The 24,056-nt window shown below is 34.1% G+C and carries 22 protein-coding genes and 1 pseudogene; 19 read left to right on the top strand and 4 right to left on the bottom strand.

Annotation, left to right across the window (positions count from 1 at the left end):
* Positions 1-137: 137 nt before the first annotated feature.
* Positions 138-1,955: a transcription termination factor Rho gene (gene rho, locus J2X17_RS14560; protein ID WP_310299453.1), complete on the bottom strand. Its 1,818-nt coding sequence runs from the start codon at positions 1,953-1,955 to the stop codon at positions 138-140.
* 182 nt (positions 1,956-2,137) lie between these two features.
* On the opposite strand from rho, the gene J2X17_RS14555 reads away from it, so the two are divergent.
* From J2X17_RS14555 to J2X17_RS14545, 3 genes are all read left to right on the top strand, one after another.
* Complete coding sequence (locus J2X17_RS14555; protein WP_310299452.1) at positions 2,138-2,554, top strand: DUF4293 domain-containing protein; 417 nt, start codon at positions 2,138-2,140, stop codon at positions 2,552-2,554.
* A gap of 144 nt (positions 2,555-2,698) precedes the next feature.
* Positions 2,699-3,361 carry a response regulator gene (locus J2X17_RS14550; RefSeq protein WP_310299450.1) on the top strand — a complete coding sequence of 221 codons (663 nt, stop codon included), beginning with the start codon at positions 2,699-2,701 and terminating at the stop codon, positions 3,359-3,361.
* Between the two features lie 42 nt (positions 3,362-3,403).
* On the top strand, positions 3,404-4,321 hold the full coding sequence (locus J2X17_RS14545) for a sensor histidine kinase (protein ID WP_310299448.1): 918 nt from the start codon (positions 3,404-3,406) through the stop codon (positions 4,319-4,321).
* A 9-nt stretch (positions 4,322-4,330) separates the two neighbouring features.
* On the opposite strand, the gene J2X17_RS14540 is transcribed toward J2X17_RS14545, so the two are convergent.
* Positions 4,331-4,825, bottom strand: coding sequence for a metallophosphoesterase family protein (locus J2X17_RS14540; RefSeq protein ID WP_310299446.1), 495 nt, complete (start codon positions 4,823-4,825; stop codon positions 4,331-4,333).
* A gap of 309 nt (positions 4,826-5,134) precedes the next feature.
* Positions 5,135-7,051 (bottom strand): SPFH domain-containing protein, encoded by a 1,917-nt coding sequence (locus tag J2X17_RS14535; RefSeq protein ID WP_310299444.1) that lies wholly within the window; start codon positions 7,049-7,051, stop codon positions 5,135-5,137.
* Between the two features lie 427 nt (positions 7,052-7,478).
* Between J2X17_RS14535 and truA the strand changes: the two genes are divergently transcribed.
* From truA to J2X17_RS14450, 16 genes and pseudogenes are all read left to right on the top strand, one after another.
* Complete coding sequence (gene truA / locus J2X17_RS14530; RefSeq protein WP_310299442.1) at positions 7,479-8,213, top strand: tRNA pseudouridine(38-40) synthase TruA; 735 nt, start codon at positions 7,479-7,481, stop codon at positions 8,211-8,213.
* A 69-nt stretch (positions 8,214-8,282) separates the two neighbouring features.
* On the top strand, positions 8,283-10,037 hold the full coding sequence (locus J2X17_RS14525) for an ABC transporter ATP-binding protein (protein WP_310299440.1): 1,755 nt from the start codon (positions 8,283-8,285) through the stop codon (positions 10,035-10,037).
* Between the two features lie 144 nt (positions 10,038-10,181).
* On the top strand, positions 10,182-10,766 hold the full coding sequence (locus tag J2X17_RS14520) for an NUMOD4 domain-containing protein (protein WP_310299437.1): 585 nt from the start codon (positions 10,182-10,184) through the stop codon (positions 10,764-10,766).
* Positions 10,767-11,095: 329 nt separating this feature from the next.
* Positions 11,096-12,484: a dihydrolipoyl dehydrogenase gene (gene lpdA, locus J2X17_RS14515; protein WP_310299435.1), complete on the top strand. Its 1,389-nt coding sequence runs from the start codon at positions 11,096-11,098 to the stop codon at positions 12,482-12,484.
* 238 nt (positions 12,485-12,722) lie between these two features.
* Entirely contained in the window at positions 12,723-13,208 is a 486-nt protein-coding gene (locus tag J2X17_RS14510) for a TPM domain-containing protein (protein ID WP_310299433.1), read from the top strand.
* A 118-nt stretch (positions 13,209-13,326) separates the two neighbouring features.
* Positions 13,327-14,226, top strand: a complete 900-nt coding sequence (locus tag J2X17_RS14505; protein WP_310299431.1) for an arginase family protein — start codon at positions 13,327-13,329, stop codon at positions 14,224-14,226.
* Positions 14,227-14,314: 88 nt separating this feature from the next.
* Entirely contained in the window at positions 14,315-14,977 is a 663-nt protein-coding gene (locus J2X17_RS14500) for a carbonic anhydrase (RefSeq protein ID WP_310299429.1), read from the top strand.
* 321 nt (positions 14,978-15,298) lie between these two features.
* The gene (locus J2X17_RS14495; RefSeq protein ID WP_310299427.1) at positions 15,299-15,688 is read left to right on the top strand and encodes a DUF1801 domain-containing protein; all 390 of its coding nucleotides are present in this window, start codon (positions 15,299-15,301) and stop codon (positions 15,686-15,688) included.
* Positions 15,689-15,793: 105 nt separating this feature from the next.
* Positions 15,794-16,474 carry a DUF4919 domain-containing protein gene (locus tag J2X17_RS14490; protein WP_310299425.1) on the top strand — a complete coding sequence of 227 codons (681 nt, stop codon included), beginning with the start codon at positions 15,794-15,796 and terminating at the stop codon, positions 16,472-16,474.
* Positions 16,475-16,980: 506 nt separating this feature from the next.
* Complete coding sequence (locus tag J2X17_RS14485; protein WP_310299424.1) at positions 16,981-17,466, top strand: SRPBCC family protein; 486 nt, start codon at positions 16,981-16,983, stop codon at positions 17,464-17,466.
* 175 nt (positions 17,467-17,641) lie between these two features.
* Positions 17,642-18,010: a nuclear transport factor 2 family protein gene (locus tag J2X17_RS14480; protein WP_310299422.1), complete on the top strand. Its 369-nt coding sequence runs from the start codon at positions 17,642-17,644 to the stop codon at positions 18,008-18,010.
* 164 nt (positions 18,011-18,174) lie between these two features.
* Positions 18,175-19,223: pseudogene (locus J2X17_RS19055) on the top strand (serine hydrolase domain-containing protein).
* Between the two features lie 3 nt (positions 19,224-19,226).
* Positions 19,227-19,652: a DUF1801 domain-containing protein gene (locus J2X17_RS14465; RefSeq protein ID WP_310299416.1), complete on the top strand. Its 426-nt coding sequence runs from the start codon at positions 19,227-19,229 to the stop codon at positions 19,650-19,652.
* Between the two features lie 293 nt (positions 19,653-19,945).
* A complete protein-coding gene (locus J2X17_RS14460; protein WP_310299414.1) occupies positions 19,946-21,043 on the top strand; it encodes an MBL fold metallo-hydrolase in 1,098 nt (365 codons plus the stop codon).
* 266 nt (positions 21,044-21,309) lie between these two features.
* Positions 21,310-22,434 carry a lactonase family protein gene (locus tag J2X17_RS14455; RefSeq protein ID WP_310299412.1) on the top strand — a complete coding sequence of 375 codons (1,125 nt, stop codon included), beginning with the start codon at positions 21,310-21,312 and terminating at the stop codon, positions 22,432-22,434.
* A 141-nt stretch (positions 22,435-22,575) separates the two neighbouring features.
* Positions 22,576-23,157: an LOG family protein gene (locus J2X17_RS14450; RefSeq protein WP_310299410.1), complete on the top strand. Its 582-nt coding sequence runs from the start codon at positions 22,576-22,578 to the stop codon at positions 23,155-23,157.
* A 13-nt stretch (positions 23,158-23,170) separates the two neighbouring features.
* Here the strand turns inward: J2X17_RS14450 and J2X17_RS14445 are convergent, their stop codons facing one another.
* Positions 23,171-24,004 carry a helix-turn-helix domain-containing protein gene (locus tag J2X17_RS14445; RefSeq protein WP_310299408.1) on the bottom strand — a complete coding sequence of 278 codons (834 nt, stop codon included), beginning with the start codon at positions 24,002-24,004 and terminating at the stop codon, positions 23,171-23,173.
* Positions 24,005-24,056: the final 52 nt, after the last annotated feature.

Raw genomic sequence — 24,056 nt, 5'->3', positions numbered from 1 at the left:
AAGGTCCAGAGGTTTAAAAAACTTCAAGCATAAAAAAAGGGATGAGTTTTAAAACTCATCCCTTTTTTTATATCATTTAGTTAAGCCAAAGAAAAAAACCTTAGTCCCTTAGCACCTCAGTACCTTTGTACCTTCCTCTAGTCATTCATAGAAATCAAAAACTCTTCGTTATTTCTGGTTTTCTTGAAACGTTCGTTTACAAAATCCATAGATTCTACCGGGTTCATATCAGACAGATATTTACGCATAATCCACATTCTTTGTAATGTTTTTTCATCTAATAATAAATCATCACGACGTGTACTTGAAGACGTAAGATCGATTGCAGGGAAAATACGTTTGTTGGCGATTTTACGATCCAATTGAAGCTCCATGTTACCTGTACCTTTGAATTCCTCAAAGATAACCTCATCCATTTTAGAACCTGTTTCAGTCAATGCAGTTGCGATAATACTCAACGAGCCACCGTTTTCAACATTTCTTGCCGCTCCAAAAAAGCGTTTTGGTTTTTGTAATGCATTTGCATCAACACCTCCACTTAAAACTTTTCCAGAAGCAGGCTGAACCGTATTGTAAGCTCTTGCTAAACGCGTTATTGAGTCTAAAAGAATAACAACATCGTGTCCGCATTCTACTAAACGTTTTGCTTTTTCAAGAACGATATTAGCAATTTTTACGTGTTCTTGTGGTTCTCTGTCAAAAGTTGAAGCGATAACTTCACCACGAACACTTCGTTGCATATCTGTAACCTCTTCAGGGCGCTCATCAATCAAAAGAACGATTAGATAAACTTCAGGGTGGTTGGCTGCAATCGCATTGGCAATGTCTTTTAGTAACATTGTTTTACCGGTTTTTGGTTGTGCGACTATCATACCACGCTGTCCTTTTCCTATTGGAGAAAATAAATCGATAATACGGGTTGAAACTGAACTGCCTTTTTCGGCTAATTTGAATTTTTCAGAAGGAAAAACCGGAGTCAGGTGTTCAAAAGAAACTCTATCGCGAACTACCTGCGGATCGTGACCATTAATTTTTAATACACGAACCAATGGGAAAAATTTCTCGCCTTCTTTTGGAGGACGAACCACTCCTTTTACAGTATCTCCGGTTTTAAGACCGAATAATCTGATTTGTGAAGTTGATAAATAAATATCATCTGGAGAGGCTAAATAATTATAATCTGATGAACGTAAGAAACCGTATCCGTCAGGCATCATTTCAAGAACACCTTCACTTTCAATAATTCCGTCAAATTCAAAGTCTGAATCTCTGAAATTATTTTTTTTATTTTTATGATTTGGATTTTGGTTTCCGTTATTCCCGTTTCCATTTCCGTTTCCGTTTTGATTTGGATTCTGGTTAGGGTTTTGATTCGGATTCTGATTTTTATTCTGATTTGGATTTATCTTTTTGACCGGAGTATTTCCTTCAGCCTTTTCAGCAATTGGAGCTGGAGCTGCCGTTTCTGTAACTTCTTCAGGAACTACTTCTTTTTCTTTTTGTAAAGCAACCTTTTTCTCGTAAGCTGATTTATTAAATTTTACGATTTTCGGTCCTTTTTTCTCTATTGGTGCTGTTTCTGTAGTTTCCTGAACTTTAGGAGCCGGCTGAATTTTTGTATTTGGTTTTGAAATTTTAGGCACCACTGTCTTTTCAGGTGCTTCTTCTAATTTCTCAGTTATTTCCTCTACTGTATCAAACTCTAAAACAGGTGTATTTTTACTAATTGCTGTTTTTTTAACCGGAACAATTCTTGCTCTTTTTGGTTTGTCATCTACTACTTCTGCCTGAGGCGCAACATTGACCTGCGGCTTTTCAGTCGCTTCCTGATGTGCTAAAATCTGACTGATCAGAGCTTCTTTTTTAACGCCATTAAACTTTATAGTTTTAGCTAACTTAGCTATTTCTTGAAGCTCAGAAAGCTTCATTTCTTTTAATGCAGAAATATCAAACATGAATATTCTATGAATTTAATTATTTTAAAGGAAAACTGTAAAAAGAATAGGTAGATAATTGTTTTCAATTGACCGCAGTATGAAGTGCTTACGGTATTATGATGCAATAATACGAATAAAATTTAATCATACAATAGTATTTATAAAAAAGAAAATATATTTTTGTAAAACAATTTTAGACCATGATACAAAGAATTCAAACCGTTTATTTACTTCTTACCTTTGTTATAACAGGGGTTTTAATGTTTTTTATTCCGCTTTGGACATTAAACACCGGAAAAGCATTCTATTTTATGCAGGATCAGGTTTACACTGTACTTTTAGGTCTAAGTACTATGCTTACCATTATTAGTATTATTTCATATAAAAAGAGACAAAATCAGTTTGTCATGGGCAGGCTGAACATAATATTAAATTTAATTTTATTAGGATTATTTGTATATCGATCTCTAAATTTATCTGGAGAGACAACTAACATTGTTTCTGAGAAAGGTATTGGGATGTTTCTACCGATTGTTGCTATCGTGTTATTAGTTTTAGCTAATAAGGCCATCAAGAAGGATGAAGATCTCGTAAAATCTGTAGACCGTTTGAGGTAAACCTATAAACTTAATTTTTTTGTGCGAAGAGAACCCGAATTTATATTCGGGTTTTTTTGTGTCTTAAAATGATATAAAACAGACCAATAAGGGTATTTTTATTGAATAATGCCACATAAATTTGCTGTTCATACCAAAAAACAAATGAACCACAAAATAAAAATTCACCTTGCAGACGATCATCAGGTATTAATAGATGGCCTTACCACATTATTACAGACAGTACCCAATTTTGAAGTGGTCGGCAATTCTCTTGATGGCACAAACGTGTACAATGATATTCTTAAAAATCAAGCAGATATACTCGTTTTGGATATCAGCATGCCACAAAAAGACGGTATAAAAGTCCTGCAGAAATTTAATGAAAATGAAAATTCATGCAAGGTCATTATTTTATCGAGCTATGATGATTTAAAAATCATTAAGGAAGTAATGAAATTAGGTGCAAAAGGTTATTTAACAAAAAAATGCGCTGGCGAAAACATCATTGAAGCAATAGAAGCAGTTCACAAGGGTCAGGAATATTTTTCGAATGCTGTCAGAGAAAAAATATTTAACACTTTTACTGACAACAATCCAAAATTAAATAAAAATATTTATATAGAAAATCCGGTTTTAAGTCCTAGGGAAATTGAAATTATTACCTTGATTTCACTGGAATACAGCGGAAAAGAAATAAGTGAACAACTTTTTATCAGCACCAATACCGTTGAAACACATCGAAAAAATATAATGAAAAAACTACAGACTAAAAATACCATTGGCCTTGTAAAGTATGCATTAAAAAATAACTTAATTAAGCCGTAATCATTTTTTTGAAAATGAAATCCGTTAAAATTACAACCCATTATGTTTATTAGATTTTTTATTCTCCTCTTTTTCTTCATTTCTTTTAATGGAAGTACTGCCTTCAGTCAGCAAAAAGAGACATCAAAGGAAGAAAATGTTCATTCGTATGAAAAGTCAAAAAAAATCAGCGTTTCTGAATTGTACAGACTTGAACAATTACGAAACAAAAAAGTAGTCAGTTTGTCAATTGTACTGTTTATCATATTATTATTCTTGTTTTATTTCTTTTATCAGAATAATAAATTAAAACAGAAAATAAGACGACAAGACATTAAGCAACAAATATTACTCAATATTATTAATTCCGGAATTGACAGTCAGGAAATCGAACGTAAAAAGATTGCCACATTTTTGCACGATAATATCAATTCGTTGTTATCTTCAGCAGGCTTGCATTTAAATGTTTTTACAACTCAGCACAATATAAAGTCTGACGAAATTCAGAAAACAAAAGCGATTCTGGCAGAAGCTCATGACCTTATGCGCGATATGTCACACGATCTGATCCCTACTCTATTGGTGCGTTTTGGATTAATCTATGCCTTGGAAGATTTATGCGAAAGAAATTCGAATTCGCATATTACTTTTGAATTTTCAGCTACAATACCAACAGAAAAAAGATATGTTGAAAAATTCGAAATGAAGATTTATTTTATTGTTTCAGAGCTTTTCAACAACATCATTAAGCACAGTAAGGCAAAAAAAGCCCGAATAATATTAAAAGAAAACGACAATCAATTCATTATGACAATCCTTGATAATGGTAAAGGATTTGAAACTAAAAAAATACATGAGGTTGAAGGTTTTGGAATTAACCGAATCAGGGCCAGAGTTAAAAAAATTAAAGGAAGTTTTACTATCATTTCAAAGCCAAATGAAGGAACAAAGATTAAAATTAAAATACCGTTACCACATTAAAATACGGTATTATTTTTTTCCTATTTCAACGATTTCCAAATCTTTTATTTTGTCGTCATCAATAACAAAACGAAGCATGGTTCGCATTTGATGAAAACCGCTTTTACCTGCCGCACCAGGATTCATGTGCAGTAGGTTATTTTTTTTATCGAACATTACTTTTAAAATATGTGAATGCCCGCAAATAAATAATTTAGGCGGATTTGTCGCCATTTCTTCCCTAATTGCCGGATTGTATTTCCCAGGATAACCGCCAATATGCGTGATCCAAACAGAAACATTTTCACATAAAAAACGATTGTGCAATGGAAATTCCAACCTCGCTTCTGCCCCATCAATATTACCATAAACACAACGCAAAGGCTTTAGTTTTTTGATGGTATCGGTAACATTCAAATCTCCAATATCGCCGGCATGCCAAACTTCATCGGCCTGAACTACATATTTTAAAATTGTATCATCAATATGACTGTGAGTATCGGACAGCAGGAGGATTTTTTTCATTCTTTTTTGAGGAGCAAAGGTTCAGAGGGGCAAAGGTACAAAGGTTTTTTTTTATTTGGTTCAAAGATGTAAAGGAACAAAGGGACAAAGGTTTTCCTGTAGAGACGTATTGCATTTCTTCTTTATTATGATTGCTTTTAAAATTAAAAATCCGATTTGTTTTCACAAACCGGATTTTTTAATTTGATGTTAGTTAGACCTAACAGGTTTTTGAAACCTGTTAGGTCTCTAACGTTTTCGCATTTCACGTTTCACGTTTCACGTTTCACATTTAACATTTAACATCTAACGCTTTACACCTATAACCAATTATTGTTTCTTAGGATTTTTACCATCATTAGAATCTTTTGTATCCATCATTTCCATTAGTTTTAATCCTAACAGACCACTTATAGAACCATCAGAACCGCCATTTCCGGAAATTAAAACATCCGGAATTACTTTGATATTTCCTTTACCAATTTCCTCAGTAACTTTATATCTTGTAAAGTTGTCTCCACCCATCGCACTAACTTGCAATTGATATGATTCAGCAGTTGATTTACCGATTGCCATGATTTTCTCTGCTTCGGCCAAACCTGTTTTTGAGATTCTTTCAGCTTCAGCGCTTGCGTTCAGTTTAGTTGCTTCGGCTTGTGCTCCTGCTCTTGCTTTGGTTGCTTCTGCTTCTGCATTCGCACGCATTTTTGTCGCTTCAGCTTCGGCGTTTACATTTAGTTTCAAACTTGTCGCATCACCTTCGGCTTTTTTTACGGTTGCATCTGCAGTTCTTTGTGCAATTTCAACACTTTGTGATGCACGAACAATCTCTTTCTGCATATCGGCAATCGCGGTTTCTTTCTCCATTCCCTGACGCTGTTCCTGCGCCATTCTTTGGGTTTGATACGTTTTTTGCTCTTCTTCCGCTAATTTTCTATCTGTCAACGTTTTCATCAATGAATCTGGCGGAACGATATCTCCAATTAAAGTATCGACTGCGTTTACGTTATATTCGTCAAGCACTAATTTAATATGATTTTTAGCTGATTCCTGACGTTCTTTTCTTGTTGTCAAAAACGAAATCACATCGCTGTCCTGAGCCGAATTTCTGAAGTAGTTACCAATTGTAGGCTCTAAAACCTGAGAAACCAGGTTGTTCATGCTTCCAAAACGGGCAATAACTTTTGGAGCTTCCGCTGCCGGAACGTGAATAATTTGCGCAACGTCAAGATTAAACGGGAAACCATCTTTAGAACGAACAGTAATCGTAGAAAGGTTTTTATCCAAATCGTGCGATTCACTTCTTGCATTTGCCCAGTTCAAAACCAAGTTTGTCGTTGGAACAGCTTCTAATTTTGTTGTGTATTTATTCAATGCATATTTTCCAGGTCCAAGCGGTTCCATCCAAACACCACGCTGTCCTTTTGAAACAATGTTTCCGTGTTTGAAAGTATCGCCGGTAACATCTTGTCCGTCTTCTCCAATATAAGAAATCACAACTCCCACATATCCAATTGGCACATCAGTCATGGGATTTTGTTCAATCTGAATTCCCCATGTATTAATGTAGTACGAACCTGCTAACATCACCTGAGGCTGTAAACCACGATTTCCTCCACTCTCTAAGAATTTATCAAAATCCTGAAAGTTATTGTGGTTATCGACAAACTTTCCGGCAATTTGTCCTTGCGGAATTGGTTCTCCATCCAAAGCAGTTACGATACCAATCATGTTCTCATAAATCTTGATTTGGTCCGCAATTACAATTTCGAACAAGAACGTATTAATACGATACGAACCTGTGGTAATAAATGCCGTCTGACGTCCTTTTTGTCCGCCGTTGTTCAGGAATGAAGTAGCATCCTGAAAATTGTCACTTTCTACTTTTCTGGCTAAGATTCGTCCAGTTGGAATTTCCTTTCCATCCTTACTTAAAACCAGTCCGATTTTCCCTTCCGGGATGATTGTAAATCCGGTCATATCAATTGAATATTGCCAAATCCACATTCCCCAATACAAACCCGGGGCAAGCGTTTGTGCCTGATAACCAGCTTCTCCTTTTGTCGCAATAATGCGACCATCAGGAAGCGACCTGTCGGCACCAAACAAAACGAATTTTTTGGTCACAAGACCAATTTTATCTTCAGGAACCATTACCATTCCGAAGAAAACACGTAAAATAAATTTGTAAAAAATAATGGAGAATAAGATTAAAATTATCCACCAATAAGAAGTAATTTCATTCATAGTTTTTGATATTTAGACTACAAACATAAGAGAAATATTTCCTGTTAAAATCAAATATTTTTAAAATTAACATTTAGCTATTTTTTCAAAAAAAAGTTAAAAATCTCTTGATTTTAAATCGTTGGAATTGTCAGTTTCTGACACGATTTTTTGCTGTTTAAACTATGGATTGGTATTTTGGGTTTTAACAGTTTTTATAGAGGTGCAAAGGTTCATAGAGGCAAAGGTTCAAAGGTTTCCTTAAATGCGAATTTAATTTTTAAGTAGATTCGCAGCATTGCATCTTTGGTAATTTTCATACGTTGTGGAAGACACATTGCTGTGCGCCTCTACAAAAAACCTCTGAACCTTTGTACCTTTGCGACTTTGAACCTATAAAGAAAAAAATCTTTGTACCTTTGCCCCTCTGAACCTCTGTCCCTAAAAAATGAGATATTTTATTCAATTCGCTTATAAAGGCACACATTATCACGGCTGGCAATTTCAGCCCAACGCGGCTTCTGTTCAGGAAACTTTAAACAAAGCGCTTTCGGTTTTATTAAATACTCCTATAAATGTAATGGGCGCCGGACGAACGGATACGGGAGTTCATGCGCAGGAAATGTTTGGTCATTTTGATGTTGAAACTTCACTTGACGTTCCGACTTTAGTGCACAAACTGAATTCATATTTACCTAAAGATATTGCAATTTTTGATATTATTTTGGTTCATGATGATGCGCACTGCCGATTTGACGCTACTAAGCGAACGTATGAATACCATATCAATACTGTTAAAAATCCGTTTTTGGAGGAATTGAGTTGGTATTTTAATCAAAAATTAGATGTAGCTTTGATGAATGAAGCGGCTAAGATTTTGCTGAATCATACCGATTTTCAATGTTTTTCGAAAGTACATACAGATGTCAATACATTTGATTGCACAATTTTTGAGGCCTATTGGAAAGAAGAAAACAGAAAACTGATTTTTACGATTTCGGCGAATCGTTTTTTGAGAAATATGGTTCGCGCCATTGTGGGAACATTGGTAAATATCGGTTTGCACAAAATTTCCTTGGAAGATTTTGAAAACATTATTGCGAGTAAAAGTCGTGAAAAAGCTGGATTTTCGGTTCCGGCACATGGTTTATATCTTACCGAGATTAAATACGATTATTTATAGCTATAAGCTGTAGGCAGTAAGCAGTAAGCTTAAAGCCTGGAGCCTAAAGCTTAAAGCTTAAAAAAATAAATGAAAGCAAAAGCATTCGATACTGGATTATTCAAACGAATTTTAAAATATACCAAACCTTATAAATGGCGTTATTACGGCGTTATTATTTTTGCAGTTTCACTGTCTATTTTTGCGGCACTTCGCCCCTATTTATTAAAACAAACCGTTGATGGGTACATTAAAACGCATGATAAACATGGCTTATTGATGTATATTGTTTTGATGGGAGTAGTACTTTTATGTGAAGTTTTCTCTCAGTTTTATTTTGTGTATTGGGCAAACTGGCTCGGGCAGGATATTGTAAAAGATATCAGGACAAAACTTTTCAAACATATTTTAAGTTTCCGAATGAAGTATTTTGATTTGGTTCCGGTTGGACAATTGGTAACGAGATCCGTTTCTGATATTGAATCAATTGCGCGTATTTTCAGTCAGGGATTATTTATGATTATAAGTGATTTGATGAAAATGCTGGTCGTTTTGCTTTTTATGTTTTACATGAACTGGAAATTGACCTGGATTGTGATTGTTGCGATGCCAATTTTGGTTTACATTACCCGAATCTTTCAGCGTAAAATGCAGGTTGCTTTTGAGGAGGTTCGAACGCAGATTGCCAATATGAATTCGTTTGTGCAGGAACGTGTTACGGGAATGAAAATCGTGCAGCTTTTTAACCGCGAGAAAATCGAAGCCGAAAACTTCAAGGAAATCAACAATAAACACAGAGTTGCGTGGATTAAAACGATTTTGTACAACTCGATATTCTTCCCAATTGCTGATATTATTTCTTCGATTACATTAGGATTGGTGGTGGTTTATGGCGGATTTAAAATTTTGAATGGCGATCATTTTACCACTTTTGGAGATTTATTTTCATATACAATGTTCATCGGAATGTTGTTTAACCCTTTGCGTCAGATTGCGGATAAATTCAATGAGATGCAATTGGGAATGATTGCTGCCAATCGTGTTTTTGATATTATCGACACTCAGGATCATATTCAGGACACCGGAACGCTCGAAGCACCAATTTTTAACGGAAGTATTGAATTCAAAGACGTTCGTTTTAGTTATATTCCGGAGGAAGAAGTAATAAAAGGTATTGATTTATCTGTTAATGCCGGACAAACAATTGCGATTGTAGGTTCGACAGGAGCCGGAAAATCTACTATTATCAATTTGCTCAATCGCTTTTACGAAATCAACAGCGGAACTATTTTTATAGACGGACATAATATCGAAAACTACACTTTAGCATCTTTGCGAAAACAAATTGCAGTGGTTTTACAGGATGTTTTTTTGTTTGCCGATACGATTTACAACAATATTACTTTGCACAATCCTGAAATTACCCGCGAACAGGTTTTGAATGCAGCCAAGAAAATTGGTGTGCACGACTTTATTATGAGTTTGCCTGATAATTATGATTTTGATGTTAAGGAACGTGGTGTCATGCTTTCGTCAGGGCAACGCCAGTTAATTGCATTTTTGCGTTCGTATGTGAGCAATCCGAGTATTTTGATTTTGGATGAAGCCACTTCATCTATTGATACTTACTCAGAAGAATTGATTCAGCGTGCGACCGAAACTATCACAAAAGGAAGAACTTCAATCATCATTGCACATCGATTGGCAACAATTGTAAATGCTGATAAAATTGTCGTAATGGACAAAGGCTTAATTGTAGAGCAAGGCACGCATCAGGAATTACTGAACAAAACGGATGGCTATTATAAAAATCTGTACGACTCACAATTTTCGGTAGCGAATTAGATTTTCAAATGCTAAAAAAATTCTTAAAAAAGTTAAATTAGCGTTATAGGAATCATAAAAGTGACGGTTCATAACCAGCACTATAGCATTCTTTTTTGGTTTATTATTTACCTTTGAGATTATAAAAATCAAATGTAAAAGAAAATGCCACAAAATCGATTTTACCCCAACGAACAATTCAAAGAAATAGAAATAAATGCTTCATTACAACTTAAATACGCCATTTCAAACAGAGGCCGTTTAATAAGTTTTACTGACGAAATTGAAAACGGACGCCTTTTAAAAGGAGGTTTGAGTGATGGTTATCCCACCTTTAGATTTAAAGTTAAAAAAGACGACAAAATTATCAACAAATATCTCTTTTTATACAAATTAGTAGCCCATTATTTTATTCCGAAAGAATCTGAAGAGCAAACTTATGTTTTGCATTTAGATTATAACCGAAGTAATGACGATGCAAGTAATTTACGCTGGGCAACAAAAGCCGAAATGATGGCGCACAGCCGTAAAAGCCCGCGTGTGATTCAGGCAAAGAAAAATCTTATCGAGCATAACTTAAAAGCTGACGGAAGAAAATTAACCACTACAAAAGTAATGTTGATTAAGAAGATCCTGGCTAGACCGGAACAAAAAACACGTCTAAAAATGATCGCAAAACAATTCGGCGTAAGCGAAATGCAGATCAGACGTATTGCCAGCGGAGAAAACTGGGGACATGTGAAAGTATAATTAGCATGAAGTAAAATGTTAGAGGTAAAATGTGAAATGTAGGAACTTTGAGTCGCCATTTCACATTTTACCTTTTTATTTTTCACATCTTACTTTTTACATCTTACTTTTCACATCTTACTTTTCACATCTTACTTTTCACATCTTACTTTTCACATCTTACTTTTCACATCTTACAATTTTACTTTTTACTTTTTACTTTTTTACATCTTACTATTTTTTTAAAATAAATCCTTAAATTCGCAATCACAAATAACAAAATAAAAACGAAAAGTGAGTTTCGGAATTATAAACCTCATTTTCGGTAATAAATACTAAAAACCAAACAAATGAAATACGACGTTATTGTTTTAGGAAGTGGTCCTGGCGGATATGTAACAGCGATTAGAGCTTCACAATTGGGCTTTAAAGTAGCTGTAGTTGAAAAAGAAAACTTAGGTGGTGTGTGTTTAAACTGGGGATGTATCCCAACTAAAGCATTACTAAAATCAGCTCAGGTTTTTGATTATTTAAAGCATGCATCTGACTACGGATTGACAGTTTCTGAATTCGATAAAGATTTTCCAGCAGTTGTACAACGTAGCCGTGGTGTTGCTGAAGGAATGAGCAAAGGAGTTCAGTTCTTGATGAAAAAAAACAAAATTGACGTTATTGAAGGTTTTGGAAAACTAAAACCAGGTAAAAAACTTGACGTTACAGATAAAGATAATAAAGTTACTGAATATAGCGCAGACCATATTATTATTGCTACTGGAGCCCGTTCTCGTGAGTTGCCAAACTTACCTCAGGATGGAGTAAAAGTAATTGGATACCGTCAGGCAATGACATTACCAACGCAGCCAAAATCTATGATTATTGTAGGTTCTGGAGCAATTGGAGTAGAATTTGCTCACTTTTACAACTCAATGGGAACTGAAGTTACTATTGTAGAATTTATGCCAAATGTTGTTCCTGTTGAAGATGAAGATATCTCAAAACAATTTGAGCGCTCTTTGAAAAAAGCCGGAATTAAAATCATGACCAACTCATCTGTTGAGCGTATTGATACAGCTGGTGCAGGTGTAAAAGCATTTGTTAAAACTGCAAAAGGTGAAGAAGTTCTTGAAGCTGATATTGTTCTTTCTGCAGTTGGAATCAAAACTAACATCGAAAACATTGGTTTAGAAGAAGTTGGAATCGCTGTTGACAGAGATAAAATCTTAGTAAACGCTTACAATGCTACAAATATCCCTGGATATTATGCAATTGGAGACGTTACTCCGGGACAAGCTTTAGCTCACGTTGCTTCTGCTGAAGGAATTAACTGTGTTGAAAAAATTGCTGGTTTACACGTGCAGCCAATCGATTACGGAAACGTACCTGGTTGTACTTACGCAACTCCTGAAATCGCTTCTGTTGGTTTAACTGAAAAACAAGCTAAAGAAAAAGGATACGAATTAAAAATTGGTAAATTCCCGTTCTCAGCTTCAGGAAAAGCTAAGGCTGCCGGAACTCCAGACGGATTCGTAAAAGTAATTTTCGATGCTAAATACGGAGAATGGTTAGGATGCCACATGGTTGGTGCTGGTGTTACAGATATGATTGCTGAGGCTGTTGTAGCTCGTAAACTAGAAACTACAGGTCATGAAATCTTAAAATCTATTCACCCTCACCCAACAATGAGCGAGGCTGTTATGGAAGCTGTTGCTGATGCTTACGGCGAAGTAATTCACTTGTAATAACATTGCAGAGACGCACTACTGTGTGCCTCTATTGGTTACATATAATTTTCAATTTAAAAAATCCGATTTGTGAAAGCAAGCCGGATTTTTTTTATGCGCGATAAATTCGTTAAGTATAATGATGTTAGCCTCCCCTATTTATTCCAGATTATCCAATTTATGCCTAAAATTTAAGAATGATTTTTGAGAATAAAGTGGTATTTTTGCAATCCCAATCTACCCTTCAATATTTGTTATGAAAAAGATATTATTCATTGTTATAGTTGCATTATTTTCAACAAACTGTGTTATCTCTCAAACACAAAACGTCTTTTCAAAATCATACGATTATGTAAACGATTTTGAAAAAATATTAACTCAAAGTCAAATAAGTGAATTAAATACCACTTTAAAATCCTTTGAAAAAAAGTCACTTTATAAAATTATCATTGTAAGCACTTCATCCATAAATCCTTATACGGATTTTCCTGATTACTCATTAAGATTGGATCATTATTTAATAAACGACTTAAAGCTTGATCCAACAATTTTAATTGTAGTTAGTAAAGAGTTGAGGCAAATTCAGGTTCAAAGTATAGATCTTATACGCTATAAACTTTCTGATGATGACACCAAAAATATCATAGCCAATTTTGCTGTTCCAGAATTTAGAAAAGGCGATTATTATAAAGGATTGGAAGCTTCCGTAGCTCAAATAATAAATAAACTGAATACTATTTAAAAATATTCTTCGAATTATTCTTTAAATTATTTTCTTAAATCATTCCTTATATAATTTCTGCTTTCCTTTAAAAAGCATAAACACTTTATTTTCATAACTTTACATCAAGCAAAGGATTATGAAAGAAATATGCATTGTAGAATTTCCATCGAATCTGGGTTTAAAAGAACCACAACCCGGAAAAGAACCCGGGGTAAAAAAATTACCCGACTGGTTTTGGAAACACAATTTGCATAAAGCCATTCAGCACAAAGACATTATTCGAATAGATTCTCCAAAATATTCGAATATCAGAGACAGCGAAACTCAAATTCTCAATTCAAATTCCCTTGTTGAATATGCCAGAGAACAAGCCTATTTAATAAACAATTTACTTACCCAGAAAAAATTTCCTTTTGTCCTTGGCGGTGACTGCAGTATTCTTTTGGGCGTTGCAATCGCATTAAAACAAAAAGGAAATTACGGAATATTTTACCTTGATGGCCATACTGATTTCATGGATATTTCTTTATCTGAAACTGGCGGTGTTGGCGGAATGGCAGCTTCGATTGTAATTGGAAACGGTCCTGAAAAACTAACTAACATCCTCAATCTTTCACCGTATATTAAAGAAGAAAACCTTTGGTGTGTGGGCAATCGTGAATATGATGACGAATATGAAAACGAAATCCGCAATGCTGACGCAACCTATATAAGTCTGGAAAATTTGAGAAAACAAGGCATTAAAAATTGTGTCGAATCATTTCTTTCAGCAATTAACCAAAAAAATTTAGACGGTTTCTGGCTCCATATTGATGTAGATGTTTTAGACGATTTGGTAATGCCATGCGTCGACAGCCGGACGCCTGACGGACTTACGTATGCCGAATTTAACGAGCTTACCTCCTATTTGTTTCAAAGTGAAAAATTAAGCGGATTCGAAATCACCATTTTAGATCCGGATTTAGACCCAACCGGACAGTATACAAAAGATTTTGTAGCAAATATTAGCACTACTTTCAATACATTTAAAAAATAAAACAGCCCAATTGCAATAAATTTTTCGGAGTAATTGTCCTGCATTAAAGCACAAGAACAATAAAATCTAATTTTAAAAAATTCATAAAATGAAAACAAAAATTGCATTATTGGCGATTATAATTTTTTATGTAATTGGTTGCCAAAAACAAGAAAATGTAACGAACAACACAAATCTAACTGCTATTGAACAACTAACTGTTGGAAATCAAAGATTTCTTGACGAAAAAACAATTCATCCGCATCAGAACAAAAAAACAGTTTTGGCTAATCAAAATGGCCAAAAACCCTTTGCGGTCATAATCGCCTGTTCAGACAGCAGGGTTGCTCCAGAAATCTTATTCGATCAGGGTATTGGAGATCTATTTGTAATTCGCAACGCAGGAAATTTGATTTCAGACATCGATATGGGAAGTATTGAATATGCCGTTGAGCATTTAAACACCAAATTAATTGTCGTTTTAGGTCATACAGAATGCGGTGCCATAAAAGCCTATATTGATGATAAAAACGGTTCATACAAAAATCACTTTAATCATATCGACTATATCATCGAAACCATTGCTCAGGAAAGCGAAGAAATTGAAGCGGACAAAATTACCCCGAAAGCCACTAATTATTTAGGTGCTATTAATGCAAATATTCAGCATTCTTTAAAATTAATTCAGAGCAATCCAATTGTAAAAGAACATCATGCAAAAATTGTCGCTATGCGATACGACGTACACACGGGAAAAATAGTTCAATTGTAATTTAGTTCAGGCATGGAAATTTAATTGGGTAAAAATAAGGGTGATTAATATTTGGGCATGTCCCCCCGATCCCGAAGCCTCGGGAGCGGGTCGGGCTATCCACTATATTCCCAATTAACAAAAACTACGGCTAAAAAGCCTTGTTTTTCTAAATCGAGAGATACCGCCTCTAACCCTAACGCAAAAACTCGTTTTCATAAGAACTCCTTTTTTAATTCATATTTAGTTTTAAAAAATCACTATTTTAGCTTGTTGCAACAAACCTAAAAACACAATTAACACCAACATATTCAATGAATTATAAAACTAAATATAATTATTATGAATACATCTATTCAAGATTATAATAACTCACAAAATGATACCGACAAAGAAATTTGCGATCAACTATTTACAATAATCCATAAAAATCTTCCCGACGCCGAAAACAAAATCTGGCACGCACATCCAGTTTGGTTTTTAGAAGGAAATCCAATTGTAGGTTATCATAAATTAAAAAAATGTGTTCGTTTATTATTTTGGAGTGGCCAATCATTCGAAGAAGAAAAACTTGTCAATGAAGGTTCTTTTAAGGCAGCAGAATTCCGTTATACATCTGCCGAACAAATCAACGAAGAAGACTTAAAACGCTGGCTCAAAAAAGCAACGGAAATCCAATGGGATTATAAAAATATTGTCAAACGCAAAGGTGTTTTAGAGCGCTTAAAGTAGTAAACCGTAAAAAAATTAAACAGAAATTTATTCTTAAATTTGAATTTAAGCGTCATACAAATATTGATTTTTAATTGTACTTTAGTTCAACTAAAAAACATAACCATGATAAAAAAATTCATATTTCTTACCGTGTTATTATCCGGAATAATTTCTTTCGCTCAGGAAAGTGCTTTTAAAATACCTGATTATAAAGCCATCGAAAAAGAAATTAAGGATAAAAAATCCAACTATTATTATCCAAAATTAATGGAAAGATTTGTTAGCAATGACACGCTCTTAACCACTGAAGATTATCAGCATTTATATCTGGGATATGTTTTTCAACCAAAATATAATGCATTCTGGACGTCGCCTGATGAAAAAAAACTTCGCGAATTTTATAACAAAGAACAGCTTGACACTAAGGATTATGATGAAATTATAAAGTTAGCCACTCATTCTTTAAGTGATTTTCCGTTTGATTTAAAGCAACTTAACTTTCTAAGCTATACCTATCACTTAAAAGGAGATGAAGAAGCGGCTAAAATGGCTTCTTTAAAATTCCACAGTATTCTAAATGCTATTTTTTCAACCGGTGACGGAAAACAATGCGAAACTGGTTTTCATGTAATACTTGTTGAACATGAATATTTAATGCTAAATGTTTTTGAAATAGAAAGTAAATCCCAAGCTTTGGTGGGTAATTGTGATTATCTGAGTTTTGAAAAAGGGAAATATAACGTTGATGGTATTTACTTTAATATCGAGAAAATGTTGGAGAATGAATCTAAGGCTTTGAAATAGGAAGTTGCAAATTATTTATAAACACCACGTATTCAATTGACAAACCCGACAGGTTTTTAAAACCTGTCGGGTTTAGAAAAAAGGTCTTATAAAAAACAAACCTCAAATCTAGCCCCGATGGGAGCGGCATCTCCCGATTTAGAAAAACAAGACTTTTTAGTCGTAGTTTTTGTTAATCGGGAATATAGCGGACAGCGGGACAGGTGGTTCTGATGAAAAATGATTTTTCTGCTTCTGATAATTTAAAATTCCAAGTCCCAAAAGAAAAATTCCAAATTCAAAATTCCAAATTCCAAATTCCAACAATCCAACAATCCAACAATCCAAATTCCAAATTCCAAATTCCAAATTCCAACAATCCAACAATCCAAAATCTAAAATCTAAAATCTAAAATTTTAAAATTTTAAAATCTGTCTGATTCAACCCTAAAAATTGTCTTGTAAACACCCTAACTTATTGATTTTTAGAACGTACATTTGTTATCTAACTTTCAAAAACGATACAAATGAGCGCGCAAGATTTTACCACAACACTTGTAGTTGACCAATCTCCTGAAGAAGTTTTTAATGCCGTTACAAATGTTCGCGGTTGGTGGTCAGAAGAAATTGACGGCAATACAGCCAAACTAAACGATGAATTTGATTATCATTATGAAGATGTTCATCGCTGCAAAGTCAAATTGATAGAAGTAATTCCGAACCAGAAAATCGTTTGGCTGGTAGAAGAAAACTATTTTAAATTTACCGAAGACGAAACGGAATGGACAGGTACAAAACCTACTTTTGAGATTTCAGAAAAAGATGGAAAAACAGAACTTCGTTTTACGCATTTTGGTTTGGTTCCGGATTACGAATGTTTTGATATTTGTAGAGATTCCTGGACGAATTATATTCAGAATAGCTTAAAAAAATTAATTACTACGGGAACAGGCGAGCCAAATGGTAAAGATAAACCACGAACAGAAAACGAAAAAAATCTAAGCTCGAAGTAGTTTTTTTTAAGTAAATTTTTGAAAAAAAATGTTTTAAAAATTCTGCTGTCTCTCTTAATAATTACAGTCAGATAAAGGCCTAAGAAATATAAAAATATTTCTGTTTTCTACCTCTTTTCTATAAGAAAGCTGGCCCTAAATTTCATAACTTAGTTACCTTTTAAATTGTGAAATTATGACTAAGAAATATATTGCCCAGGAATTTTTGAAACTCGCAGCAAACGGGCATTCGCACGAAGCTTTCCGGCTCTATGTAGGCAAAAACTTCAAACATCACAATGCTTATTTTAAAGGCGATGCTGAAACGCTGATGCTGGCGATGGAAGAATCATCACGAAAAAATCCAAATAAAACTTTTGAAATTCATCATGCTCTAAGAGATGGAGATATGGTTGCGGTGCATTCGCATGTAAAACAAAATTCAGCCGATATTGGTGCTGCGGTAGTTCATATTTTCAGATTCGAAGCGGATAAAATCGTAGAACTTTGGGATTTAGGACAACCAATTCCTAAAGAAAAACTTAACGAAAACGGGATGTTTTAGAAAGAGTATTCAATCGCAGTCTCAGTTTTCAGTCGCACATTAAAACTGAATACTGAGACTGAGACTGAGACTGAGACTGAGACTGAGACTGAGACTGCGATTAAAACTTGAAACCTGAAACAAAATAAACAATAAACAATAAACTAAAAAACCAAAACCTCTTAATGAACACTATCTTTCGATTTTCCTCCCTGCTTGCTATCTTTTTTTTATTTTCTAACTGTAATTCTTTCGCCCAAAAAAAGGATAATTATGCGGCTAAAATTGACAGTTTAATTAAAGTTACAGAACCTATATTTAATGGCACTATTTTAATTTCCAAAAATGGCAAAACATTGTATTCGAAAGCGCAGGGTTTTGAAAATTTCGAAACTAAGAAACCTTTAAAATTAGACAGTCAATTTCAAATTATGTCGAACAGCAAACAAATTACTGCAGTTTTGATTCTTTTGGAAGTGGAAAAAGGAAAAATAGATTTGAATACTCCCATCAAAAAATATTTGCCGGATTTGAAACAAAGCTGGCAGATTCAGTGACGGTTCATCAGTTATTAAATCATTCACACGGAATTCTTGACTTGCAGAAACCTTTAGCATTTAAACCCGGAACGCAATATAAATACGGAAATCTAAGCTATGCTCTCCTCGGAAAAATTGTAGAATTCAGTACTAAAAAAAGCTATACAGAAGTTGTCAATTCACTTTTTAAGAAATTAAAAATGAACCATACTTTTTGTTATGCCAAAGATAAAATTCAAAACCTGGTAACGGGATACAACAATGTAAAAAACGTAATAACTTCGGTAAATCCAAGTATCATTAGGCCTGATAATTTGGGTGCAGACGGTATCATTTCAACTGTTGAGGACTTAGCAATCTGGAATAAAAATCTTCATAAAGGAAAAATTCTAAAACCTGAATCGTATAAATTATTTACAACAAACACCATTTTATCACAACATAATGTATTCGGAAAAGAAAAAGAAGGATACGGTTACGGCATTAGAATTATTGAAAAAGATACCGTAAAATATCTTGGCCACACAGGTTTAGGTGATGGATTTTCTTGCTTAAATTTGTATTTCCCGGAAAGTGACGTGAGTTTGATTGTTATTGAAAATCAAATGAACGAAGATTCAAATTTGTTTTATGCATCTGAAATTAAAATCAAAAATATACTATTGAAAAGTGATTTAGTGCAACCAAAAAAGTAAGCCATGGCTAAAAATAAAACCACAGAAACAGCAACCAGTGTTTTAGATTTTATAAACACTTTTGTAGAAGATGAAGTGAAAAGAAATGACTCCTTTGAACTTATCAAAATAATGCAGGAAGTGACGGGTTTTGAGCCTAAAATGTGGGGACCAAGCATTATTGGTTTTGGAAGTTATCATTACAAATATGCCAGCGGTCACGAAGGCGATTCTACTCTTGCGGGGTTTTCACCACGAAAAGCAGCATTCTCGCTTTATGTTAGTTTGTCTCCTGAAAATAGAGAAACTTTGCTTCCGCAATTTGGAAAACACAAACCGTCGAAAGGCTGTATTTATTTTAATAAACTGCGTGATATCAATATTGAGGTTCTCAAAAAAATGGTGGCACTTTCTGTAGAAAATTTGAATAAATTATATCCTTCTAAATAATCATTGCGAAACTTAATGAATAAAATATTTTTAGAGAATGGTTCTCAGCAAGAAAATGACGCATTTATACTAGAATTTATTTTCTTTTTAATTTTTATAACCCTTATTTTGTTTTGCATTTATAATCATAAAAACGTTCGTAAATATTTCGCAGAAAATTTCCCAATTACTGAATTCCGAAGTCATCGATTATATTTGACATTGATTATGTTAACAATTATAGGCATCAAATTATCATATAATATTATATTAAAAATTTACTCGAAATTATAATCCATAAAAAAAAATAAACAATGATTCTAACCTTAATAATTCTTTTACTGGCAGTCGTTTTTTATTTTTTATTTCATCCCAGATTTGGAAAAAGACCTGCCGGCGAAAGATTGGCATTAATACAACAATCTCCACAATACAAAAATGGTAAATTCGAAAATGAAAGTTACACTCCGGAGCTTGCTGAAGGTTATGGTTATTATGATGTTTTAACTGAATTTTTATTCAAAAAAGTTGATCGAAAAATTCCAACGGATTTGATTCCTTCGGTAAAAACCAATTTAAAGGAACTCACTCTAGATCAAGACGTTTTGGTTTGGTTTGGGCATTCTTCTTATTACATTCAGCTTGAAGGAAAACGCTTTTTAATAGATCCTGTTTTCAGCGGCAATGCCTCTCCTATTTACGGAACTACAAAAGCCTTTAAGGGAACTGATATTTACACCTATGATGATATTCCTGAAATTGATTATTTGCTCATAACACACGACCATTATGATCATTTAGATTATAAAACCATTATGAAACTGAAACCAAAAATAAAAAAAGTAATCACGGCGCTTGGCGTTGGTTCGCATTTTGAATTTTGGGGATTTCCAGTTGAAAATACGATCGAAAAAGACTGGCATGAAAAAATAGTTTTAGATCAGAATTTAATAATTTACACCGCTCCATCAAGGCATTTTTCCGGCAGAAGTATCAAACGCTGCAATACACTTTGGACATCTTTTATTTTAGAAACTAAAGACTTCAAAATGTATTTGGGCGGCGACAGTGGATACGATACTCATTTTGCGGCAATTGGCGATAAATACGGCCCCTTTGATATTGCGCTTATCGATAATGGTCAATATAATCCGGCATGGAAATACATTCATAATTTGCCCGAAGATGTTATAAAAGCAATGAAAGATCTAAAAGCAAAAAGGGTATTTCCGGTGCATAATTCAAAATTTCCATTGTCTCTTCATTCCTGGGACGAACCTTTGATTAAAGTAACGGAACTGAATAGTATATCTGAAAATCCGATTCCATTAATTACTCCGATGATTGGAGAATTAGTCCAATTGACAAATGAAAATCAAGTGTTTCAGCAATGGTGGAAAGGAGTTAAATAGATTGTAGATTTTAGATTGCAGATTTTAGATTTTAGATTTTAGATTTTAGATTTTAGATTTTAGACTGATAAAGAAATGCCTGTAAGAAACGACCAGTTTGTCATTCCGACGGAGGAGGAATCTCCGCAAGTAACTCTACAATCAAAATCGCCAATTTTTGTAGAATTACGCGTGTGATTTCTCCTTCTTCGAAATGACAATATTGAACATAAATTTGAAACCTTAATGGGACTAAAAACCGAATTGAACAAATAAATAATTAAACCTTGAAACTAAAAATCAACCTCTTCATCATTACCTTTCTGGTAACTTTAAATCTATTTTCTCAAAATACTTATGTCTTTTTGGGGAGTTATAACAGAGACATAACCGTCGAATCAATTCAGATATATCAACTCGATACTTTAAATGGAAAACTGACTAAAATAACGTCGGTAAAAAATGTTATTAATCCGTCATTTTTGACTGTTTCACCAAACGGAAAATATGTGTACGCCTGCACCGAAACAAAAACCCCGAATGCAGGAAGCGTGAGCAGTTTTGAATTTAATCCTCAAAATAAAACACTGACTTTTTTGAACAAACAGACAAGCGGCGGCGAAAATCCGGTTTATGTTTCGGTTCATAAAAGTGGTAGATGGCTGGTGAATGCTAATTATACGGAAGGAAGTGTTTCAGTTCATCCTTTACTTGAAAATGGAAGAATTGATTCGCTTGCGCAGAATTTTCAATATTCTGACGGAAGCGTTCATAAAGAAAGACAAACGAGATCTCATGTGCATTCGGCTATATTTTCTCCACAAAATGATTATCTTTTTTTACCTGATTTAGGTGCCGATAAAATTCGCTGTTATCGTTTTGACGAAAGCCTGAAACAGCCTTTAGTCGAAACACAAATGCCTTTTACAAAAACCGATTTACAAGCCGGACCAAGACACTTCACTTTTCATCCGAACCAAAAATTTGGTTATTGTATTGAGGAAATGGCCGGAGCAATTAGTGTTTATGAATACGAAAACGGAACATTCAAAAAAATCCAGAGAATCAATACACATCCCGATAAAATCAAGGAAGGTTTCGAAAGTTCGGATATTCATATTTCACCTGACGGAAAATTTTTATACGCCACCAATCGCGGAAAAGAAAATAACATAGCTATTTTTTCTATCGATGAAAATGGTATTTTGAAAAGCATTGGCTATCAATCAACTCTCGGAAAACATCCAAGAATTTTTGCTCTTGATGAAAGCGGAAAATTCGTAATTGCCTCCAATGTAAATTCTGGAAACGTAGTAGTTTTTAAAAGAAATACAAAAACGGGAATGCTAAAAAAAGTGGGAAAAGAAGTTAAAATGGAGAATGTTTCTTGCGTTCAGGTAAAGAGAATATGATTTTGCTAGCTTTTTTGTCATTCCGAGGCACGAGGAATGACAAACTATACGTCCATTTTGTTGAGATAACAATGCTTTACCTAAATTCGATATTCACTCCTAATTCATAACTCATAATTTACAACTCATAATTTACAACTCATGAAAAGAATAACCGTTTTTTGCGGATCAAGTTTTGGAACCGAAGCAATTTACACAGAGCAAGCCACATTACTTGGTAAAACATTTGCAGAAGAAAACATTGACTTGGTTTACGGCGGCGCAAATGTAGGCCTGATGGGCGCAGTAGCCGATGCTGTTTTAAGCAATGGCGGAAAAGCAATTGGTGTTCTACCGAATTTTTTACGATCAAAGGAAATTGCACATCTTGGTTTAACCGAATTGATTTTGGTCGAAAGCATGCACGAAAGAAAAACCAAAATGAATGATTTATGTGATGGCGTGATTGCGCTTCCGGGTGGTTTTGGCACACTCGAAGAACTTTTTGAGATGCTGACCTGGGCACAATTAGGACTTCACAAAAAACCAATTGCCATCTTGAATATCAATGGCTTTTATGATTCTTTAATTGCACTAACAGAAACCATGGTCGAAAAAGGTTTATTAAAAGAAGCGAATCAGAAAATGCTATTGGTAAGCGACAATATTCCCGATTTATTGCAACAGATGAGAAATTACACACCGCCAACTGTTGGGAAATGGATTGACAAAGACAAAGTTTAAAATACCAAAAATTCTAATTCTGAAATTGCTTTTTATAGTCACTTGGATTCATACCTAGATATTTTTTAAATAATCGATTCAAGTGGCTTGCATCGCTAAATCCAAACTCATAAACTATTTCATTGATTTGCATATTGGTAAATTTCAATCTCGTTTCAATCAGTTTTATTTTATAAGCAATGGTATATTCCTGTATACTCTGTCCAATATTGTTTTTAAAATACTCACTAATATAAGTGGGCGAAACATTAAATTCCAATGCCATCTTTGCTGTTTTTAATGCTTCGGGCTGATAAATATTCTGATGTACATAATGTAGCAGATCTAAACTTGGTTCTGCTTTGGAGGGAGCAATTGCAAGTGGCGCAATAAGCGAAATATTTCTGGCAGCAATCGTAATAATGGTATTTATAATCTGTTTGATTACTTCTTGCTGCTGCGGAAAATCACTGTTTTCTTCCCGAATCAAAGCCTCAATCATCGCTCTTATTAAAGGTTTATCGGTTACTGTTTTTAAAATACAGCCTGGCAAATGATTGTGATTATGAAAGATAAATTCCAATTTCTGGATCCAGTCACTACTTTGGTTTTTAAGATAACTATCATGAAACCTAATAAAAAAAAACTTTGTTTTTTCAATAACTTCAAAACTGTGGGTATCCTGCGGAAAAATCAAAAACAACTTGTCGTTTGTATAAGGTAATCGGTGATCATTAATAATTTGAATTCCTTTTCCCTCCAAAACAAAAACCATCTCAAAAAATGTGTTTTTGCGTTCCTTGGCTTCATATTCAGAAACTTCCAAAAACTGAAGTTCAAACGGATGATATAAATTTCTAATTTCCATATTCAAAAATACAAATTATTCCAATGATTGTACAAATTTTAAAGAGAGCTTC

Origin of the sequence: Flavobacterium aquidurense, from assembly GCF_031458035.1 — a bacterium.
Classification (GTDB): domain Bacteria; phylum Bacteroidota; class Bacteroidia; order Flavobacteriales; family Flavobacteriaceae; genus Flavobacterium; species Flavobacterium aquidurense_C.
The sequence above is the reverse complement of the archived record's forward strand: the minus strand, read 5'-3'. Positions and strand labels throughout refer to the sequence as shown.

What these genes read in the sequence shown, in the direction of transcription:
- J2X17_RS14525 (WP_310299440.1), top strand. Translation starts at nt 8,283, where the DNA reads ATGAAAGCAAAAGCATTCGATACTGGATTATTCAAACGAATTTTAAAA.
- J2X17_RS14445 (WP_310299408.1), bottom strand. Translation starts at nt 24,004, where the DNA reads ATGGAAATTAGAAATTTATATCATCCGTTTGAACTTCAGTTTTTGGAA.
- J2X17_RS14545 (WP_310299448.1), top strand. Translation starts at nt 3,404, where the DNA reads ATGTTTATTAGATTTTTTATTCTCCTCTTTTTCTTCATTTCTTTTAAT.
- J2X17_RS14550 (WP_310299450.1), top strand. Translation starts at nt 2,699, where the DNA reads ATGAACCACAAAATAAAAATTCACCTTGCAGACGATCATCAGGTATTA.
- J2X17_RS14535 (WP_310299444.1), bottom strand. Translation starts at nt 7,051, where the DNA reads ATGAATGAAATTACTTCTTATTGGTGGATAATTTTAATCTTATTCTCC.
- J2X17_RS14490 (WP_310299425.1), top strand. Translation starts at nt 15,794, where the DNA reads ATGATAAAAAAATTCATATTTCTTACCGTGTTATTATCCGGAATAATT.
- J2X17_RS14460 (WP_310299414.1), top strand. Translation starts at nt 19,946, where the DNA reads ATGATTCTAACCTTAATAATTCTTTTACTGGCAGTCGTTTTTTATTTT.
- J2X17_RS14495 (WP_310299427.1), top strand. Translation starts at nt 15,299, where the DNA reads ATGAATACATCTATTCAAGATTATAATAACTCACAAAATGATACCGAC.
- rho (WP_310299453.1), bottom strand. Translation starts at nt 1,955, where the DNA reads ATGTTTGATATTTCTGCATTAAAAGAAATGAAGCTTTCTGAGCTTCAA.
- J2X17_RS14540 (WP_310299446.1), bottom strand. Translation starts at nt 4,825, where the DNA reads ATGAAAAAAATCCTCCTGCTGTCCGATACTCACAGTCATATTGATGAT.
- J2X17_RS14485 (WP_310299424.1), top strand. Translation starts at nt 16,981, where the DNA reads ATGAGCGCGCAAGATTTTACCACAACACTTGTAGTTGACCAATCTCCT.
- J2X17_RS14465 (WP_310299416.1), top strand. Translation starts at nt 19,227, where the DNA reads ATGGCTAAAAATAAAACCACAGAAACAGCAACCAGTGTTTTAGATTTT.
- lpdA (WP_310299435.1), top strand. Translation starts at nt 11,096, where the DNA reads ATGAAATACGACGTTATTGTTTTAGGAAGTGGTCCTGGCGGATATGTA.
- J2X17_RS14520 (WP_310299437.1), top strand. Translation starts at nt 10,182, where the DNA reads ATGCCACAAAATCGATTTTACCCCAACGAACAATTCAAAGAAATAGAA.
- J2X17_RS14500 (WP_310299429.1), top strand. Translation starts at nt 14,315, where the DNA reads ATGAAAACAAAAATTGCATTATTGGCGATTATAATTTTTTATGTAATT.
- J2X17_RS14555 (WP_310299452.1), top strand. Translation starts at nt 2,138, where the DNA reads ATGATACAAAGAATTCAAACCGTTTATTTACTTCTTACCTTTGTTATA.
- J2X17_RS14510 (WP_310299433.1), top strand. Translation starts at nt 12,723, where the DNA reads ATGAAAAAGATATTATTCATTGTTATAGTTGCATTATTTTCAACAAAC.
- J2X17_RS14505 (WP_310299431.1), top strand. Translation starts at nt 13,327, where the DNA reads ATGAAAGAAATATGCATTGTAGAATTTCCATCGAATCTGGGTTTAAAA.
- J2X17_RS14450 (WP_310299410.1), top strand. Translation starts at nt 22,576, where the DNA reads ATGAAAAGAATAACCGTTTTTTGCGGATCAAGTTTTGGAACCGAAGCA.
- J2X17_RS14480 (WP_310299422.1), top strand. Translation starts at nt 17,642, where the DNA reads ATGACTAAGAAATATATTGCCCAGGAATTTTTGAAACTCGCAGCAAAC.
- truA (WP_310299442.1), top strand. Translation starts at nt 7,479, where the DNA reads ATGAGATATTTTATTCAATTCGCTTATAAAGGCACACATTATCACGGC.